The 17,268-nt window shown below is 45.9% G+C and carries 15 protein-coding genes, 3 tRNA genes and 3 pseudogenes; 5 read left to right on the top strand and 16 right to left on the bottom strand.

What is annotated here, in order from left to right:
• Nucleotides 1-3 precede the first annotated feature (3 nt).
• Together A5N84_RS08970 and A5N84_RS08965 are read left to right on the top strand one after the other, a co-directional pair.
• The gene (locus A5N84_RS08970) at nucleotides 4-522 is read left to right on the top strand and encodes a DUF192 domain-containing protein (protein ID WP_072282095.1); all 519 of its coding nucleotides are present in this window, start codon (nucleotides 4-6) and stop codon (nucleotides 520-522) included.
• Nucleotides 523-623: 101 nt separating this feature from the next.
• On the top strand, nucleotides 624-968 hold the full coding sequence (locus A5N84_RS08965) for a hypothetical protein (protein WP_072282094.1): 345 nt from the start codon (nucleotides 624-626) through the stop codon (nucleotides 966-968).
• A gap of 196 nt (nucleotides 969-1,164) precedes the next feature.
• Here A5N84_RS08965 and A5N84_RS08960 read toward each other — a convergent pair.
• The 4 genes from A5N84_RS08960 to gltX all read right to left on the bottom strand — a co-directional run bounded on the left by A5N84_RS08960 (nucleotide 1,165) and on the right by gltX (nucleotide 2,994).
• A tRNA-Glu gene (locus A5N84_RS08960) sits at nucleotides 1,165-1,240 on the bottom strand.
• An 82-nt stretch (nucleotides 1,241-1,322) separates the two neighbouring features.
• Nucleotides 1,323-1,397, bottom strand: a tRNA-Glu gene (locus tag A5N84_RS08955).
• 15 nt (nucleotides 1,398-1,412) lie between these two features.
• Nucleotides 1,413-1,488 (bottom strand) — tRNA-Ala (locus tag A5N84_RS08950).
• A 105-nt stretch (nucleotides 1,489-1,593) separates the two neighbouring features.
• Nucleotides 1,594-2,994 (bottom strand): glutamate--tRNA ligase, encoded by a 1,401-nt coding sequence (gene gltX, locus A5N84_RS08945; RefSeq protein WP_072282093.1) that lies wholly within the window; start codon nucleotides 2,992-2,994, stop codon nucleotides 1,594-1,596.
• A gap of 62 nt (nucleotides 2,995-3,056) precedes the next feature.
• On the opposite strand from gltX, the gene A5N84_RS08940 reads away from it, so the two are divergent.
• The 3 genes and pseudogenes from A5N84_RS08940 to A5N84_RS08930 all read left to right on the top strand — a co-directional run bounded on the left by A5N84_RS08940 (nucleotide 3,057) and on the right by A5N84_RS08930 (nucleotide 6,010).
• On the top strand, nucleotides 3,057-4,301 hold the full coding sequence (locus A5N84_RS08940) for a succinylglutamate desuccinylase/aspartoacylase family protein (protein WP_072282092.1): 1,245 nt from the start codon (nucleotides 3,057-3,059) through the stop codon (nucleotides 4,299-4,301).
• Nucleotides 4,280-5,685 (top strand): annotated as a pseudogene (gene glnA, locus A5N84_RS08935) (type I glutamate--ammonia ligase). The gene A5N84_RS08940 and the pseudogene glnA overlap by 22 nt, the downstream one beginning before the upstream one ends.
• Nucleotides 5,686-5,776: 91 nt before the next feature.
• Nucleotides 5,777-6,010, top strand: a complete 234-nt coding sequence (locus tag A5N84_RS08930; protein WP_072282091.1) for a YdcH family protein — start codon at nucleotides 5,777-5,779, stop codon at nucleotides 6,008-6,010.
• Nucleotides 6,011-6,078: 68 nt separating this feature from the next.
• Here A5N84_RS08930 and A5N84_RS08925 read toward each other — a convergent pair whose 3' ends face one another.
• From A5N84_RS08925 to A5N84_RS12215, 12 genes and pseudogenes are all read right to left on the bottom strand, one after another.
• A complete protein-coding gene (locus A5N84_RS08925) occupies nucleotides 6,079-6,954 on the bottom strand; it encodes a L,D-transpeptidase family protein (RefSeq protein WP_078055692.1) in 876 nt (291 codons plus the stop codon).
• Nucleotides 6,955-6,998: 44 nt separating this feature from the next.
• Nucleotides 6,999-8,533, bottom strand: a pseudogene (gene lysS, locus A5N84_RS08920) (lysine--tRNA ligase).
• Nucleotides 8,530-9,630: pseudogene (gene prfB, locus A5N84_RS08915) on the bottom strand (peptide chain release factor 2). Before prfB ends, lysS begins: the two co-directional pseudogenes overlap by 4 nt.
• Before the next feature lie 28 nt (nucleotides 9,631-9,658).
• Entirely contained in the window at nucleotides 9,659-10,591 is a 933-nt protein-coding gene (lpxC, locus tag A5N84_RS08910) for a UDP-3-O-acyl-N-acetylglucosamine deacetylase (RefSeq protein WP_072282116.1), read from the bottom strand.
• The gene (locus tag A5N84_RS12230) at nucleotides 10,569-11,270 is read right to left on the bottom strand and encodes a cell division protein FtsZ (RefSeq protein WP_072282089.1); all 702 of its coding nucleotides are present in this window, start codon (nucleotides 11,268-11,270) and stop codon (nucleotides 10,569-10,571) included. Before A5N84_RS12230 ends, lpxC begins: the two co-directional genes overlap by 23 nt.
• The gene (locus tag A5N84_RS12225) at nucleotides 11,267-11,731 is read right to left on the bottom strand and encodes an FtsZ/tubulin family protein (RefSeq protein ID WP_072282088.1); all 465 of its coding nucleotides are present in this window, start codon (nucleotides 11,729-11,731) and stop codon (nucleotides 11,267-11,269) included. The genes A5N84_RS12230 and A5N84_RS12225 overlap by 4 nt, the downstream gene beginning before the upstream one ends.
• A gap of 21 nt (nucleotides 11,732-11,752) precedes the next feature.
• The gene (ftsA, locus tag A5N84_RS08895) at nucleotides 11,753-12,964 is read right to left on the bottom strand and encodes a cell division protein FtsA (protein WP_072282087.1); all 1,212 of its coding nucleotides are present in this window, start codon (nucleotides 12,962-12,964) and stop codon (nucleotides 11,753-11,755) included.
• 46 nt (nucleotides 12,965-13,010) lie between these two features.
• A complete protein-coding gene (locus A5N84_RS08890) occupies nucleotides 13,011-13,796 on the bottom strand; it encodes a cell division protein FtsQ/DivIB (protein ID WP_072282086.1) in 786 nt (261 codons plus the stop codon).
• Complete coding sequence (locus tag A5N84_RS08885) at nucleotides 13,789-14,739, bottom strand: D-alanine--D-alanine ligase (RefSeq protein ID WP_072282115.1); 951 nt, start codon at nucleotides 14,737-14,739, stop codon at nucleotides 13,789-13,791. Before A5N84_RS08885 ends, A5N84_RS08890 begins: the two co-directional genes overlap by 8 nt.
• A gap of 13 nt (nucleotides 14,740-14,752) precedes the next feature.
• Entirely contained in the window at nucleotides 14,753-16,183 is a 1,431-nt protein-coding gene (gene murC, locus A5N84_RS08880) for a UDP-N-acetylmuramate--L-alanine ligase (RefSeq protein ID WP_072282085.1), read from the bottom strand.
• On the bottom strand, nucleotides 16,180-16,695 hold the full coding sequence (locus tag A5N84_RS12220) for a glycosyltransferase (protein WP_233120090.1): 516 nt from the start codon (nucleotides 16,693-16,695) through the stop codon (nucleotides 16,180-16,182). The genes murC and A5N84_RS12220 overlap by 4 nt, the downstream gene beginning before the upstream one ends.
• Nucleotides 16,656-17,267 (bottom strand): glycosyltransferase, encoded by a 612-nt coding sequence (locus A5N84_RS12215; RefSeq protein ID WP_233120089.1) that lies wholly within the window; start codon nucleotides 17,265-17,267, stop codon nucleotides 16,656-16,658. The genes A5N84_RS12220 and A5N84_RS12215 overlap by 40 nt, the downstream gene beginning before the upstream one ends.
• Nucleotide 17,268 lies beyond the last annotated feature (1 nt).

The following is a 17,268-nucleotide window of genomic DNA, read 5'->3' as shown; positions in this document are numbered from 1 at the left end:
AAAATGCCAAATGAAATCAAAAGAAAACTGAGAGAAAAAATTACCCATAAATTTATACTGCTGCTATTTTTCCTTAGCAGCTCCACCCACGCCACAACCTTCGCTTGGTTACAAGATAGCAATCAAAACTGGCTACGCGTTGAAATTGCCGACACACCAAAAAAACAAAGCCAAGGATTAATGTACCGACCCTACCTACTCCCAAACTACGGCATGCTCTTTATCTTTGACACCCCCCGCCCCCTTAGTTTTTGGATGAAAAATACTTGGCGCACACTAGATATCCGCTTTTATGATGAAAACGGCATACTCATCAATCGCCATCCATACGCCCAGCCTTGTTTGCAAACCCACTGCCCCCACTATAACGCAACACAAAATGCAAAATATGTCCTAGAAACTGCCGCCCAACCCACCGTCTATCCCTATCCACCCATTGGCAATCTTATATCTATAATTTACTCAAAACCAGCTCACAAAAATAACCTCACCATATCTTTTAATTACTCATCATCTAATTGATTAACAATACAATACATCATAATAAACTTATTTTTAAAAATTAAAATTATGCTTGCAAAAAAAAAAGAATAGCTTTCCCTATTCAACATGAGAAAATAAATATGTTCGGTGCTATATTTAGTAGCCTGCAAAAGCAGGCAGAAAAAAATATTAAAGAGTTATGGTCAAAAATTAACAAAATTAATGACCCAGAACAATTGAAAAAGATTTTCAGAGCAAATCCTACACAGATGAGTGCTCAGTTAGCTTTTCTAAAGCTTTTTAGTCTAAGAGGAAGATATGAAACTGATAAACTATTACAAGAAAATGAACATGCAGATATCTCTCGTATACAACGGCTAGGAAAAATGGAAATAATTTTACTTGGCGAGGGTAAAGAGCTTAGAGAAATCAGGGAGATTATTGAAAAACTCAACGAGGAATATAACCGTAAATCTCCTTGGTAAGAACCATGAAGAAATATAACTAGTATTATCAATTAAAAATCTGGCAGCACTCTGTCAGATTTTTAATTTCTAGGTATTTTATATTCATATTAATCAAACTATATATTAAAATTAAATATAGAATATTATATTCCTAAAAAAATTCTATCAAAGACACAGTGCAGATATTTCTATCCCTACAAATATCAAAATAAGATGGCGTCCCCTAGGGGATTCGAACCCCTGTTACCGCCGTGAAAGGGCGATGTCCTAGGCCTCTAGACGAAGGGGACTGAATAAGCATCAGTCGATACAATTTTTATTGTATTAAGTTATATTGCGTCCGAGTAACGCCATTTTACAAATGAAGTAAAATGGCGTCCCCTAGGGGATTCGAACCCCTGTTACCGCCGTGAAAGGGCGATGTCCTAACCGCTAGACGAAGGGGACGCAACGTCTTGTACTTGGTGGAGCTAAGCGGGATCGAACCGCTGACCTCCTGCATGCCATGCAGGCGCTCTCCCAGCTGAGCTATAGCCCCTACACCGTAGTGCAAGGCGCGTCATTCTAACAGAAGCGCGCACCCTGTCAACTATTGGTGTGTTTTTTTCATAACGAAATTTACAATTCATTGTTTTGATAACATTTATTTCATGCTTTCTATATAAGCAATAGCATTATTTAGGCGCTTAATTACTTCGTTTTTTTCTAAAAGCGCTAAACTAATATGCAAATCAGGTGATGGTGCGCCACCTGTGATAGCCAAACGCAAAGGTTGTCCAACTTTTCCAAAACCAAGATTATTTGCTTCAACATATTGCTCTATGATTTTATGAATACTATCTGCTTCAAATTCTGTCATTTGTGCAAATTCATTTGCCATATCATCTAGGATTTGACTACTCTCTGCACCTTTAAAAGCTTTTTTGACTGCTTTTTCTGGATAATGCTGTGGCGCTTGTGCAATCCAGCGCATATTTTCAGCCATTTCTTTTAATGTTTTGGCGCGCTCTTGGTAGTGTATTAGGGCTTGTTTGGCTTTTTCATGCTTAATTTGAATGTCTAGCATTCTAAACTGTTGCATCAGGGGTTCAATGAGTATTTCTGGGCTACTTTCTTTTAAATAATGCTGATTGAGCCAACGCAATTTTTCGGTGTTAAAGGTTGCTGCAGCGCTGTGTACGTCTTTAATAGAAAAATAATCAATCATTTCTTCCAAGCTGAAAATTTCCTGATCGCCATGTGACCATCCTAAGCGGACTAAATAGTTTAATATGGCCTGTGGCAAGTAGCCTTCATTGCGATAATCTAATACATTGGTTGCGCCATGGCGTTTTGATAAGCGTTTCCCATCATCTCCTAAAATCATTGGTACATGAGCAAACTCGGGGATTTCATAGCCTAGTGCTTGATATAAATTAATTTGTTTGGGTGTATTGTTAATATGGTCGTCACCACGAATGACTAAATCAATGCCTTGCTCAGCATCATCAATTACCACGCAAAAATTATAGGTTGGGCTACCATCGCTACGTTGAATAATAAAATCATCTAACTCATTATTGCTAATAGTAATAGTGCCTCGCACTTTGTCCTCAAATGTTACCACGCCTGATAATGGATTTTTAAATCGCACTACAGGATTAACCCCTTCTACAGGTGTGCCGCCATTACGATATTTACCGTTATAACGTGGTTTTTCGCCGCGCGCTTTTTGTGCTTCTCGCATCGCTTCTAATTCTTCAGCGCTACACCAGCAATGATAAGCCAATCCCTGTTCAATCATTTTGGCGATAATTTGCTGATAATGCGTAAAGCGCTGACTTTGATAAATCACCTCCCCATCATGATGCAAACCAAGCCACGCTAAGCCATCTAAAATAACCTGCGTTGAGGCTTGAGTAGAGCGTTGTTGGTCGGTATCTTCAATCCGAAGACGGAAATTGCCATGAGTTTTTTTTGCCTGCAACCAGCAGTATAATGCCGTGCGCACACCGCCAATATGTAAATCACCCGTAGGACTGGGCGCAAAACGAGTATCAGTCATAAATTCTCATCCTATGCTAAAAGTTGGCTATTGTAGCGCTTAATTCAACCTAAGGATAACTCATGCATAAACAAACGCTCACTATTCCTAGCGGCTCTCCTGGTACAACCAGTGAGCTTAGCATTTGGCGCTATCAACAGCATCGCCACGGCCCTAAAGTGTATATCCAAGCCGCATTGCACGCTGACGAATGGCCAGGAATTTTTATGCTTCATCATCTGCATAATATGCTTGAAAAAGCGCGTATTTATGGGGAAATTATTATCATACCCTTTGCCAATCCGTTAGGGATGCGACAATTTTTAGGTGGTTATCAGCTCGGGCGTTTTGATTTTGATTATAGTGGCAATTTCAATCGTGGATTTTTCGACCTTGCCACACATGCCGTCCCCTATCTTGACCCACAAAAGCTTGCCCAAGCTTCAACAAATGAGCAAATCTCACAAATCCGCCAAGCGTTTAAACAAGCTCTAAATGATTGGCACCCGACATTAGAAAGCGAACATCTGCGCAAAACTCTCCAAACCCTCTCGCATGATGCGGATTACGTCCTAGACGTTCACTGCGACGCGCAAGCTTGCGTTCATGCCTTTGTCAATCAACGCCACCAATCCCTTGGAGAGCAACTCGCCAAAAGCCTCAATGCCAGCGTGCTGCTTCTAGAAGAAGACCCAGCTGGCATGGCATTTGACTACGCCAACGCCTGCCCATGGTGGCGCTTATCCAAACAACTCAATCTTAATCTTCCAAATGCCACTTTTGCCAGCACAATTGAACTACGCGGAGAACGCGACATCAACGCTAAATACGCTTATCAAGATGCACAAAATCTCTTTAACTTTTTGCAAATCATCGGCAGCATTGCCCCTAACCCCACCACCCAATACCATGACCATATCTCTCACCCCATTGGCACACCACTCTCTGGCGTAGCAAGAATTAGCGCCCCACATAGTGGACTACTCAACTTCCATATCAAAGCAGGTGAACACGTCAAACAACACGATATTATCGCTGAACTCATCTCCATTGACGACCCCCAATCACCCCCCAACCCCCCTATCTGCGCCCACCAGTGGCATCGTATATGCCCTTGCGCGCAATCATCTTATCCGCACAGGACACGTTATCGCACAAATTGCTGGAAAAGAGCCTTTAGGCGACGGACAATTAGCCTTTTAAAATGCTTCGCGCTCACGATAAAGTTGCGCTTTTGCATTGTTTATCGCCTAAAATTCAAGCACAATAGCGCCTATTTTTCACACATATTCATCAAGGAACCATCATGGACATCAACGTCATTTTAAAACGTCTCGAAGAAGAGGAAATACGCTTTGTCGATATGCGCTTTACCGACACCAACGGCAAAGAACACCACTTCACCTATCCAGCCAACAGCATTGACGAAGATTTTTTTGAAGAAGGTAAAATGTTTGACGGCTCCTCCATCATTGGCTGGAAAGGCATTCACAACAGCGACATGATTTTAATGCCCGACCCGCAAACCGCCTACATCGACCCATTTAGCGACCACAAAACCCTCATCATCACCTGCAACATTATCGAACCTGATACCCTACAAGCTATAGTCGCGACCCCCGCTCACTCGCCAAACGCGCTGAAGCCTACCTCAAGTCAACAGGAATTGCGGATAGCGCTTTTTTTGGGCCAGAAAATGAATACTTCATTTTTGACAGCATGACCTATCAAACCAGCTCACACAAAGCCTCATTTGAAATTTATAGCAACGAAGGGCATTGGAACAGCAACACACTTATCGATGAACGCAAAAGCGGACATCATCCCGCACAAAAAGGCGGTTATTCCCCTATCCCTCCTATCGACAGCCTTAACGACCTACGCGCTGACATGTGCCTAGTATTAGAAGAAATTGGACAAACCGTTGAAGTGCATCATCACGAAGTAGCCACAGCACAATGCGAAATCGGAACCAGATTCAATACACTAACCCGCAAAGCAGATGAAGTACAACAACTTAAATACGTCATCCGTAATGTTGCTGAAGCCTATGGTAAAACAGCCACTTTCATGCCCAAACCCATTGTGGGGGACAACGGCTCAGGCATGCACGTTCATATGTCACTGAGCAAAGAAGGGCATAATCTCTTTAGTGGCGATGGCTACGGCGGACTCTCTGATATCGCCCTTTATTACATTGGAGGCATCATCAAACATGCCCGCGCGCTAAACGCCTTTACCAATCCATCGATTAACAGCTACAAACGCCTCGTCCCACATTTTGAAGCGCCTGTAATGCTTGCTTATTCCGCGCGCAACCGCTCCGCCTCCATTCGCATCCCGTATATTTTCAACCCCAAAGGACGACGCATAGAGGTACGCTTCCCCGACTCCACAGCCAACCCTTACCTCTGTTTTGCAGCCCTCCTCATGGCAGGACTAGATGGCATCAAACATAAAATCCACCCTGGTGAAGCCATGGATAAAGACCTATACGACCTTCCACCAGAAGAAGCCAGTGGCATTCCACAAGTTGCCTTCTCCCTAGAGCAAGCGCTGGATGCCCTTGAGGCTGACCAAGACTTCTTAAAAGCAGGAGAAGTCTTTAGCCAAGACCTCATCGACGCCTATATCGCCATCAAACGCGCTGAGGTTGAACGCATGCGTCTACAAGTCCACCCACTTGAATTTGAACTTTATTACAGCTGCTAAATTCTCGCCCAAAATCGGTGTATTCCTTGCTATAAACTCATCGAATTTTGGGCTAAAATAGATTTTTCATTCACCACAAAAGGAGTTAATTATGTTTCCTGAATATCGCGACCTCATCTCCGAACTTAAACAAAGCGACAATCACTTCGCACGCTTATTTAATGAGCACAACGACCTAGACGATGAAATTATTCGCCTAGAAAGCGACCCTGTTAGCGCTAGTCGTGAAGATGAAATTGAACAAAAAAAGCGCAAAAAATTACACATTAAAGACGAACTCTATCAAATTTTGCGCAAAGAAGATGGCAAACGCAAACAAAGCTAAATTGACCGTTCTATAAAAATAAAGCCATCATGAAGATGGCTTTATTTTTATCTACAAAGAAAAACAAACTAATGATACGCTACCTCAATAGGCATACCACTTGCCTCATAGACCACCGCATCAATTAAATCATTGCTCACCTGATAGCCGCTACCTTGCAACTGCTCTTGCACCGTATCACGCGCCATACGCACACTTTCCTCCACACTCACCTGAAACTCTTCTAAAGGTGGATGAAATTCTAAATATAACCCATCTCCATACCAACCTACCTTCATCGGCTGATTGATAATATTCACCTGTGTTCCCATAGGCGCAAGAGAGAATAATTCTTCAATCCCCTCGTCATACATCCGCACACAGCCATGCGAAACTCGCATACCCACACCAGCAGGTTTATTTGTGCCATGAATCAAATAACTTGGATTGGTTAAGCGCATTTTAAAACGCCCTAATGGATTATCTGGCCCAGCTTGCACTACCGCAGGCAAAGGGTCGCCATTTGCGGCATGCTCTGCACGAATAGAAGCTGGCGGTGTCCAAGTAGGATTTTTAACTTTTTCAGTAATTTTCTGCACTCCCAAAGGCGTTGCCCAATCCTCTCGACCGATTCCTACTGCATACACATACACCACCTCCTCATCAGGCGGGAAATAATATAAACGCATCTCAGGCAAATTCAGCACAATCCCCTCATGCGCCACATCTGGCAAAATATAGCGCGATGGAATTAAAATCTTCGTACCTTCTTTTGGATACCATTCATCCACATTAGGATTAGCATTAATCATCGCCTCATAGCCAATACCATATTCCAGTGCTAAATCTGCTAACGAATCCTCCTCCTTAGCCTCAATTAATTTCACCGCACCCACCACATTAATTGGTTTAGGCGGTAAATTAAATTTTTCCGCATGCGCACTGCCACTGACTAAAAAAGCCACACCCAAACCGCCCAGTAATTTTTTACAAACATCATATCAACCCCTTAGGACTCATTTCTCAATAGTGGGAATAACAACACATCACGAATAGAGGCACTATTTGTTAAAAGCATAACCAAACGGTCAATGCCAATCCCCTCACCAGCCGTTGGAGGCATACCATATTCTAAGGCGCAAATATAATCACTATCATAATGCATCGCTTCATCATCGCCTGCATTCTTAGCCGCAGCTTGCACTTGAAAACGCTCCGCTTGGTCTTCAGGGTCATTTAATTCTGAAAAACCATTTGCAATTTCACGACCACCAATAAACAACTCAAAGCGTTCAGCAATTTCAGGGTAATCATCACGCCGACGCGATAATGGCGAAACCACCGCAGGATAATCTGTAATAAAGGTTGGCTGAATAAGCAAATGCTCTACCGCCTCTTCAAAAAGCATCGTCTGCAACATTCCTATCTCTGGCACACCATTGATTTTTAAGCCAAACTGAGATTTCAACACCTCAATTAAACGCATCTTATCTTGCATGCAATCTGCATATTGAGGCGCATATTGCGCAATAGATTCCAACAGTGTCAAGCGTGCAAAAGGACGACCAAAATCTAACATCTGCCTTGATACTCTATTTGCGTACTACCCAATACCGTTTGCGCCAACCCACCCAAAAGCTCCTCAGATAAATCCATCAGCATCTGATAATTGGCGTAAGCTTGGTAGAACTCCAGCATCGTAAATTCAGGATTATGCCGTGTAGAAATTCCCTCATTACGAAAATTCCTATTAATTTCAAACACGCGTTCCAAGCCACCCACCACCAAGCGCTTCAAATAAAGTTCAGGCGCAATACGCAAGAATAAAGGCATATCCAGCGCATTGTGATGCGTTATAAAAGGTCTAGCCGTTGCCCCACCAGGAATTGGATGCATCATCGGCGTCTCCACCTCTAAAAAATCGCGACGCTCAAAAAACTGGCGAATGTAACTAATCACCTTTGAACGAATAACAAACACCTCACGACTTTGCGCATTAATCATCAAATCGACATAGCGCCTACGATAGCGCGCCTCTTGGTCAGTTAAACCATGGAACTTCTCGGGCAAAGGACGCAATGACTTTGTAACCAAATCCAAAGCCTCTACCTTAAGAGACAACTCTCCTGTTTTGGTGCGAAATAACGACCCCGTAGCCTCAATGATATCGCCTCTATCCCATGTCTTAAACTGCGCATAACGCCTTTCCTGCAACGCATCACGCGCAATATAAAGCTGCATCCGCTCACCGCTACCATCTTGAATTTGCGCAAAACTTGCCTTACCCATTACCCGCTTAGCCAACATACGCCCCGCCAAAGTAAAACGTCCAGCATCTTCTAACGTCTGAGCATCAGTCTCTTGGGCAAATTGTGCATGAATTTGCGCGCAAGAATGCGTTGGCAGAACTTGATTAGGAAAAGCCACCGCACGTTCTGCACGTAACTGGTGCAACTTCTGGCGACGCTCAGCAATTAATTTATTCTCTTCTAGCGCTTCAACCTCAGCCCCATCTATTGTCGTATCTACTGGCTTTTCACTCATACCTTCACACCTTGTTTTAAACTTTCTTGTAAAAACATATCCAAATCCCCGTCTAACACCGCCTGCGTATTACTGGTTTCCACCCCAGTGCGCAAATCCTTAATACGCTGTGAATCCAACACATACGAACGAATCTGGCTGCCCCATCCAATATCAGCCTTACTATCTTCCAACGCCTGACTTTCAGCATTACGCTTATTCATTTCTAATTCATATAATTTGGCGCGCAACTGTTTCATACAAGTATCTTTATTTTGATGCTGTGAGCGACTATTTTGTGATTGCACCACAATTCCAGAAGGTTGATGCGTAATGCGTACCGCGGATTCCGTACGGTTTACATGCTGACCCCCAGCCCCAGAAGCGCGATAAACATCAATGCGCAAATCCGCAGGATTAATCTCAATATCCACATTATCATCAATCTCAGGCGAAACAAACACAGCCGCAAAGGACGTATGCCGACGATTACCACTATCAAACGGAGACTTACGCACCAAACGATGTACCCCAATCTCTGTGCGCAACCAACCAAAAGCGAATTCGCCACTAAAATGCACCGTTGCCGACTTAATCCCCGCCACATCACCGGGAGATTCCTCCACAATCTCCGTTGCAAATCCCTTACTCTCACCCCAGCGCAAATACATTCTTAACAACATTGAAGCCCAATCCTGAGCCTCAGTTCCCCCAGAACCTGATTGAATATCTAAAAACGCATTATTTTCATCGAGCTCACCATCAAACATTCGACGAAATTCCAAGTCTTCTACTTGTTTTTCATAGCGTCCCACATCCTGCAAAACCACATTAACCGTCGATTCATCCTCTTCTAATTCCGCAAGTTCTATCAACTCACGCTATCGCTCAACCCCTCATCTAACTCAACCAGTCCCTCCACCACAGCCGCCAAAGCTGCGCGCTCCTGATTAAGCCGTGCTGCCATTTCAGGATTATTCCACACATCAGGTTGCTCTAGCTCACGATTAACCTCTGCCAAGCGCTCTGACTTCAGCTCAAAGTCAAAGATACCCCCTAAGCGCCTGCACCCGCGACAATAAATCATCTAAGCGTTGATAAATAAGATTTAGTTCCATAACCTATTATTTCAATAAAAAGAAAAACCTAATTAGGCAAAATGAGAAAACAAAGACAAATCAGATGGGCAAGAATAATCCACGCCTCATCTTTTAGAACATCCAACGTCGTATATTGCCAGCAATGATGCTTAGCCAAAAGCGCCAAACACAGCTTATTATTCAAATCATGCCCTGATTTATACCCCTGATACCAACCCAATAACGGCGCCCCTAATAAATACAAATCCCCAATAGCATCGAGCGTTTTATGGCGCACAAACTCATCATCATAACGCAGACCATTTTCATTCATCACGCGAAAATCATCGACCACCACCGCATTATCCAGACTTCCACCCAAAGCCAAACCCTGACTTTGTAAAAACTCAATATCGCGCAAAAATCCAAACGTCCGCGCGCGTGCAATATGGCGCACATAATCCCCACTACTAAACTCCAAGCGCAAATGCTTACTGCGATGTCTAAATACAGGATGATCAAAATCAATAGAAAAATCCAAGCGATATCCATTATAAGGCACCAAACGCGCCCACTTATCCCCTTCACGTACCTCAACTGGCTCAGTAACCTTGATAAAGCGCTTAGCAACATCTTGCGCTTTAATCCCTGCTTTTTGAATCAAATAGACAAATGGCGCAGATGAACCATCCATAATTGGCACTTCGGGCGCATTAAGCTCCACCACCACATTATCAATCCCCAAACCTGCCAATGCCGACATCAAATGCTCAATCGTTGCAACCCGCACACCCTCTTGAGATAACGCCGTACATAATTTCGTATCGCGTACCAAATCTGCCTGTGCAACAAACTCCACCACAGGAGACAAATCCACACGCCGAAAAACCACCCCATGATTCGCAGGCGCAGGCAAAAGCGCAATATCCACACGCTTACCCGAATGCAGCCCAATGCCTGAGCTACGCACAGCTGATTTAAGAGTACACTGACGATTTATCATAATGAACGCCATCCATACTAGCGCGTACGACGACGCAAAATACTTGCAATATCAATCCCACTAGAAGGTTCTTCCTTTTTCTCCTTAGAAGAGACTGATGAGGCTCTTTTTTAACTGCTGCAAAATCGCTCATCACATCCACATAGGCATCATCAACTTGCTCTTCATCCTCTTCAAGCCCTGTTGCCAATACTGTTACGCGCAACACATCATCTAAATCATCATCGAGAAACACCCCAATTTTTACATGCGCACGCTCAGTATCAATCAAATTCTCCACAAATGAACCAATATCAAGATATTCAGATTGTTTAAAATTAGAATTCGCGCTGACATTAACCAACAATCCACGCGCACGCGATAAATCAATATTTTCCAACAAAGGCGAAGAAATTGCGCGATCAACCGCCACCTGCGCCCGATTTTCACCCTCAGCTTCACCCGTCCCCATCATGGCAATACCGCGTTCTGACATAATGGTTTTAACATCTTCCAAATCAGTATTAATCAAACCAGCGCGCTGAATAATATCTGCCAAACTTTTTACCCCATTTTTAAGCACATTATCCACCGCTGCAAATGAGCCTAGAAGCGTCGCCTCCTCCCCCATCACCGCTGAAATTCTGTCATTAGGAATAATAATTAAGCAATCCACCTCTTTTTTTAAGCATTTCAATGCCTTTTTTCTGCCTTACGCATCCGTTGCGTTCCTTCAAAGGTAAACGGCTTAGTAACAATTGCCACCGTCAAAATGCCTAATTTGCGCGCAATAGAAGAAATCACAGGTGCAGCGCCTGTGCCTGTACCGCCGCCCATCCCTGCAGCAATAAATGCCATATCCGCGCCGCGTAATACCTCTTCAATGCGGTCTCTATCCTCTTCAGCCGCCTGACGCCCAATCTCAGGCTTTGAACCTGCCCCCAAACCACGCGTAGTTTGCACGCCAAGTTGCAATTTATTTTGAATAGGGCTTTTTTGTAGCACCTGCATATCCGTATTAGCACAAATTAGTTCAATGCCATCTAAATTAAAATCAGTCATTTGGCGTACCGCATTACAGCCACCCCCACCTACACCAATTACCTTAATCAGCACCTTTGAGGTGTTTTCTTGTTCATCCATTATTTCAAAAGCCATGTAAACCTCAAGTCAATCAAATTAGAGCGCACGCATAAAATCTTTAAAGCGCGTTATTATACTGTGTTTTTTGCTATTTTCTAGCGCGTAATTCTCAAGGGGTTGTGCCTGTAAAGCAGCTATTCCTAACACGGTATGTAAAGCAGGATTTCCTTGCCAGAATTCAGGTAAACCATGAATTTTTTCAGGATAGGCTACCCGTACTGGCGTTTGTAGAAAATCGCGCGCCAACTGCTCAAAACCACGCATTTGCACCGCGCCTCCACAAAATACAAACCCTGCAGGCAGTAAATGATAAAACCCAGCCTGCTCAAGGTCATAACGCAAATATTTCAACATCTTCACATAACCACTGGCTATACAATCCACCACCTCCTGCGCTTCAACCAAACGATTATCACGCAAACCCACACTAGAAATTTCCAACATATGCTCTTGCAACAGCGCCGCCAGCGCCACACCTTTTTCTATCTTTAATGCTTCGGCAAATTGTCGTGGAGTTTTTAAAGTAAGCGCCAACTCACTAGAAATTATCTCCCCACCAAGCTCAACCACATTGCTATATAAAGGACAATTCGCCCTCCACACTGTGTAAGTCATTGTATCCGCGCCAATATCCACCACACACACCCCCAAATCACGCTCTGCTGGTGTCAGCGCAGCATAAGACACCGCCACGCCTTTAAACACCAACCGCCCCACCTCCACCCCAGCATTTTGCACACACTGCAATAAATTCCTACGTTGCCACGTCTCCATCGACACCACATGCACATACGCCTCAAGAGCATCAGCAGCCATACCGACAGGGTCAACAATTCCACTATGCTCATCAACCACATACGTTTGCACCAACGCATGCACACAAGCGCGTCCCTCCAATCCTTTATCCCTAGCCTGACAAATTGCATGAATTTTCTCCTGACGACTAATTTTTCCCGATTTAATCGCCAAATGCGCCTGTGTATTCATCGCGATAGTCTGCCTAGAGCCCACCGCCACATCTACCAAATGCACCTTCAAACGCGCAATTTTTTCCGCCTCAGCAATTGCCTCTTCAATGGCCGCACTCGCTTGCTCAATCCCCACCACAGCGCCATTTTTAAACCCTCTGCTTTGCGCATCGCCCAGCGCAATAACCTCCAACGGTCGCCCCTCTTCCAAATAACTAATCATCACCCGCACCCCATGACTCCCCACATCCAAAGCCACGCGCACAAATTCATCTTTCATACTATAGACCCTAATTTTTTATTTACGCTTATACGCAACGATTTATCTAATGTCCCAACTGTGGTTTTACGCCTTTTTTCCAATAAATTGAAAACCCATCGTGATAGCGCAAATCCACTTTTTCAATATAAGGCGCTTGAGTCTTAATAATTCGTTCATACGCCAATACCAGTTTTTTCAAGCGCTGATTTAAATCATGACGCCCCAAAACCACATCTACGCCATTTTCAATTCGCACATGCCAAATCAAACGCGAATCCAAAGTAACCGACTCAATCGCAATCCCATAGCTTAAAAGCCATGGTTCAAAAATTCGATAATGTTCTAATACGACCTTTTCATAGCCTTCAGGGCCTTGCACCTTAAATAACGCCTGCAAAGCAGGATTTTCAGGCAAGGTAAATACCACCCCGTCGGGGTCAAGATATCTATGTTCACCCCAGCGCACCACAGGAATACGCTCCACCACATCCACCACAATCGAGCTTAACCATTTTTTCTCCACCGAAGCACTTTCAACCCAACTAATCTCCTCCATCTTTTCAGTCAATTGTTTTGCATCCAAATGGGTTAAATCCAACACCTTATTATCCCGAAACACCTTTAAAAGCGCCTGCGCATCACCATAAACCAAAGGCTGTTCCAACAAAATCCGCTCAATAGGAAAAAACGCCTCCTGTGTAACACGGCGATAACTTACCGCCAACAAAAGCACCAGCGCCACCAACACCGTAACAAGCATGACCCCCTCGACCAACCACGACAACCTATCCCACAATGTATGCCTATCGCGCGCCCGACTAACCGAGCGACGTCGCCCCAGCTTAATCATAATGGTCTACATCCTTATCCAGCGTCTGCTCAAGAAGCGCTAACACCAACGCCTCAAACGACATCCCCACCGCACGCGCAGCAAGCGGCACCAAAGAATGTGAAGTCATTCCTGGCACCATATTCACCTCCAACAACCACGGACGATTATTCTCATCCAGCATAAAATCCACTCGCCCCCAACCTTTCCCTCCCACTGCCTCAAAGGCCGCCACAGCTAATTCCTGCACATGTAGCGCCACCGCCTCCTCTAAAGGCGCAGGACAAAAATACCCCGTATTATCTGCCTCATATTTTGCCTGAAAATCATAAAATTCAAATTCCTGCGCCGCGCGAATCTCGATGATAGGTAACGCCTTGCCTGCCAACACCACACATGTCAACTCACGCCCTACAATCCATGGTTCAACCATAATTTTCTCAGTTACACCGCCAGCCTTCTCTATTGCAGGCAAAAACTCTTGTTGTGAGCTCACCCGACTCACCCCCACACTTGAGCCTTCCAACGCTGGTTTTACCGCCAAAACCTCCGCACCCAAGCGCGCGCACAACATCGCATAATCCATTTCTTCACTCAGCACACACTCAGGCGCAACAGGCAACCCATACCCCGACCATAACCGCTTAGTCATCACCTTATCCATCGCCAGCGCACACGCCAACACCCCACTCCCTGTATAAGGCAACCCCTGCCATTTTAATAGCGCCTGCATTTGTCCATCTTCCCCCCCACGCCCATGCAAAGCGATAAACGCCCGCGCAAAGCCTTGCTCTTGCAAACGCATCACCGCAATTTTATCCCTAGAATCCAATAAATGCGCCTCTACCCCCTGATTTTTCAACGCCTCATACACCGCCTGCCCACTATTAAGCGACACCGCCCGCTCAGCCGAATCCCCACCATACAACACCACCACCTTACCAAAGCGCCCCACATCTACCATATTCATCTCCCTCCTAATCCTGCGCCCATTGTTTTGCTAAGCGCCCCACATCCCCTGCCCCAAAATAAATCACCACATCCTCATCTTCTAACAAAAACGACGCCAAGCGCTCATTAAGCGTTTCCTTATCCTCTACATATATCGGCTCAACTTGATGATGTGCGCGAATGGCACGCGCCAACGCCTTAGAATCCGCCCCCTCAATAAATGCCTCACCTGCCGAATAAACATCCAACAGCACCAATGCATCACAGCCACTTAACACCAACGCAAAATCATCTAACAAATCGCGCGTACGCGTATAGCGATGCGGTTGAAACACCGCCACCACTCGCCTAGGCGCAAACCCCTCACGCGCCGCCTGCAACACCGCCTCAATCTCACTAGGATGATGCCCATAATCTTCAAAAATATCCGCCCCACCGCGTGCATGTTCAATCCGACCATGATAAGTAAAACGCCGCCCCACCCCCTTAAATTCAGCCAATCCAGCTGCAATCGCCTCCACAGGAACCGCCAATTCTTGCGCCACCGCATACGCGGCCAAAGCATTTAACACATTATGCTTACCTGGCATATTCAACACCATCGCCTGATGCGTTTGATGAAGTTTATCAACCACCTCAAAATGCATCTGCAACCCCAGCTGGCGAACATTGACCGCCTGCACATCCGCCTGCTCAGAAAACCCATACGTTACCAATGGACGCCCCACCTCCTGCACAATCGAACGCACCCCCTCATCATCAATACACACAATCGCCAAACCATAAAACGGCAAATTATGCAAAAAGCGCACAAACCCCTGCTTTAGATGATGAAAACTCCCTCCATATGCCTCTAAATGGTCAGCATCAATATTGGTTATCACCGAAATCAGCGGCTGCAAATGCAAAAACGACGCATCAGACTCATCCGCCTCCGCCACCAAATACTGCCCCTTCCCCAAGCGCGCATTACTGCCCACTGCCGTTAACACCCCCCCAATAACAAACGTTGGGTCTAATCCCGCATCAGCCAAAACCGAAGCCACTAAACTCGTCGTCGTCGTTTTCCCATGCGTCCCTGCCACAGCAATCCCAAAACGAAACCGCATTAACTCCGCCAACATCTCCGCCCGCCGAATCACTGGCACACCGCGCGCCATTGCAGCAGCAATTTCAGGATTTTGTCGATTAACCGCTGAAGACGCCACCACCACATCGGTATCCTCAATATTTTTTGCATCATGACCATAAAAAACAGTCGCCCCCAATTTCTGCAAGCGCCGTGTATTAACCGACTCCGCCAAATCAGAGCCCGACACCGCATACCCCAAATTTAGCATCACCTCCGCGATAGCGCACATTCCCACCCCACCAATGCCTACAAAAAAAATCTGCTTAACGCGTCGCATTTGACGAAGCGCCATTGGTTCAAAATCTCCCATCAACCCCTGATTCATACCCCCTCCAAAGATTCAAGCATACGCTCCAATGCTCCTGCCTGCGAATGCTTACGCGCCAATTTTGCCCGTTGCAAACAGCGCCCGCGGTCATTATGCGCCCTAATCAGCTCAGCCAAACGCTCAGGCACCAACTCAGCCTGCGCCACACACTCTGCCGCTCCAGAATCCACCAACGTTTGCGCATTCGCCGTTTGATGGTCATCGACTGCCAAAGCAAATGGCACAAACACCGCCGCCACCCCCACCGTCGCCACCTCCGCCACCGTCAACGCTCCCGAGCGCGCCAACATCCAATCACACTGCGCATAAGCACTCGCCATATCCTCAACAAAAGCCACCACCTCCGCCTCAACCCCCAGCGCCGTATAACGCGCTCGCGTCTGCTCAAGCGCCCCCTCGCCACATTGATGCACCACCTCGGGACGCTCTTTATGCGCTAATAACGCAAGCGCTTTTGGCACACATTCATTCAATACTGCAGCGCCCTGACTCCCCCAATAATCAACCACTTAATCGCCCCTGAGCGCTTAGCAAAGCGCACCTCAGGTGCGAGCACCGACACCAGCGCCTCACGTACAGGATTGCCCACCACCTCTGCCTTCTTCCAATCCCCAGACCACGCCCGCGCATCAGCCAACCACACCTTATCCGCCACCTTTGCCAATAAACGATTCGTCAACCCCATCCGCGCATTTTGCTCATGCACCACCAACTTCATCCCCAACCCCTTCGCAGCCACCCCTCCAGGGCCAGACACAAACCCCCCAAAACCAATCACCACATCCGCCTGCACCTGCCTAAGCGCTTGAAACGCCCTCCAAAATGCACGCCCCAACATCCATGGCGCAGATAATCCCCGTCGCCATCCCTTTCCACGCAACCCTCTTACCGCAATATCATGCAATTCAAATCCTGCTGCACGCACCCTAGACGCCTCAAAACCATCTGCATTGCCCAACCAATGCACCCTAGCCCCACGCGCTGACAACGCCAAAGCCAACGCCAACGCAGGATAAACATGCCCACCCGTGCCTCCAGCCATCACCACCACCGTTTTACCTGAAAAATCCTGCGCCACCATC

Source organism: Rappaport israeli (genome assembly GCF_001888055.1).
GTDB lineage: Bacteria > Pseudomonadota > Gammaproteobacteria > Cardiobacteriales > Cardiobacteriaceae > Rappaport > Rappaport israeli.
This window is presented reverse-complemented; position numbering and strand designations above follow the sequence as displayed.

Excerpts from the sequence above, each read along its gene's own strand:
- A5N84_RS08970 (WP_072282095.1), top strand. The coding sequence starts at position 4 with ATGCCAAATGAAATCAAAAGAAAACTGAGAGAAAAAATTACCCATAAA.
- A5N84_RS08965 (WP_072282094.1), top strand. The coding sequence starts at position 624 with ATGTTCGGTGCTATATTTAGTAGCCTGCAAAAGCAGGCAGAAAAAAAT.
- gltX (WP_072282093.1), bottom strand. The coding sequence starts at position 2,994 with ATGACTGATACTCGTTTTGCGCCCAGTCCTACGGGTGATTTACATATT.
- A5N84_RS08940 (WP_072282092.1), top strand. The coding sequence starts at position 3,057 with ATGCATAAACAAACGCTCACTATTCCTAGCGGCTCTCCTGGTACAACC.
- A5N84_RS08930 (WP_072282091.1), top strand. The coding sequence starts at position 5,777 with ATGTTTCCTGAATATCGCGACCTCATCTCCGAACTTAAACAAAGCGAC.
- A5N84_RS12225 (WP_072282088.1), bottom strand. The coding sequence starts at position 11,731 with ATGGCTTTTGAAATAATGGATGAACAAGAAAACACCTCAAAGGTGCTG.
- ftsA (WP_072282087.1), bottom strand. The coding sequence starts at position 12,964 with ATGAAAGATGAATTTGTGCGCGTGGCTTTGGATGTGGGGAGTCATGGG.
- A5N84_RS08890 (WP_072282086.1), bottom strand. The coding sequence starts at position 13,796 with ATGATTAAGCTGGGGCGACGTCGCTCGGTTAGTCGGGCGCGCGATAGG.
- A5N84_RS08885 (WP_072282115.1), bottom strand. The coding sequence starts at position 14,739 with ATGGTAGATGTGGGGCGCTTTGGTAAGGTGGTGGTGTTGTATGGTGGG.
- murC (WP_072282085.1), bottom strand. The coding sequence starts at position 16,183 with ATGAATCAGGGGTTGATGGGAGATTTTGAACCAATGGCGCTTCGTCAA.
- A5N84_RS12215 (WP_233120089.1), bottom strand. The coding sequence starts at position 17,267 with ATGGTGGCGCAGGATTTTTCAGGTAAAACGGTGGTGGTGATGGCTGGA.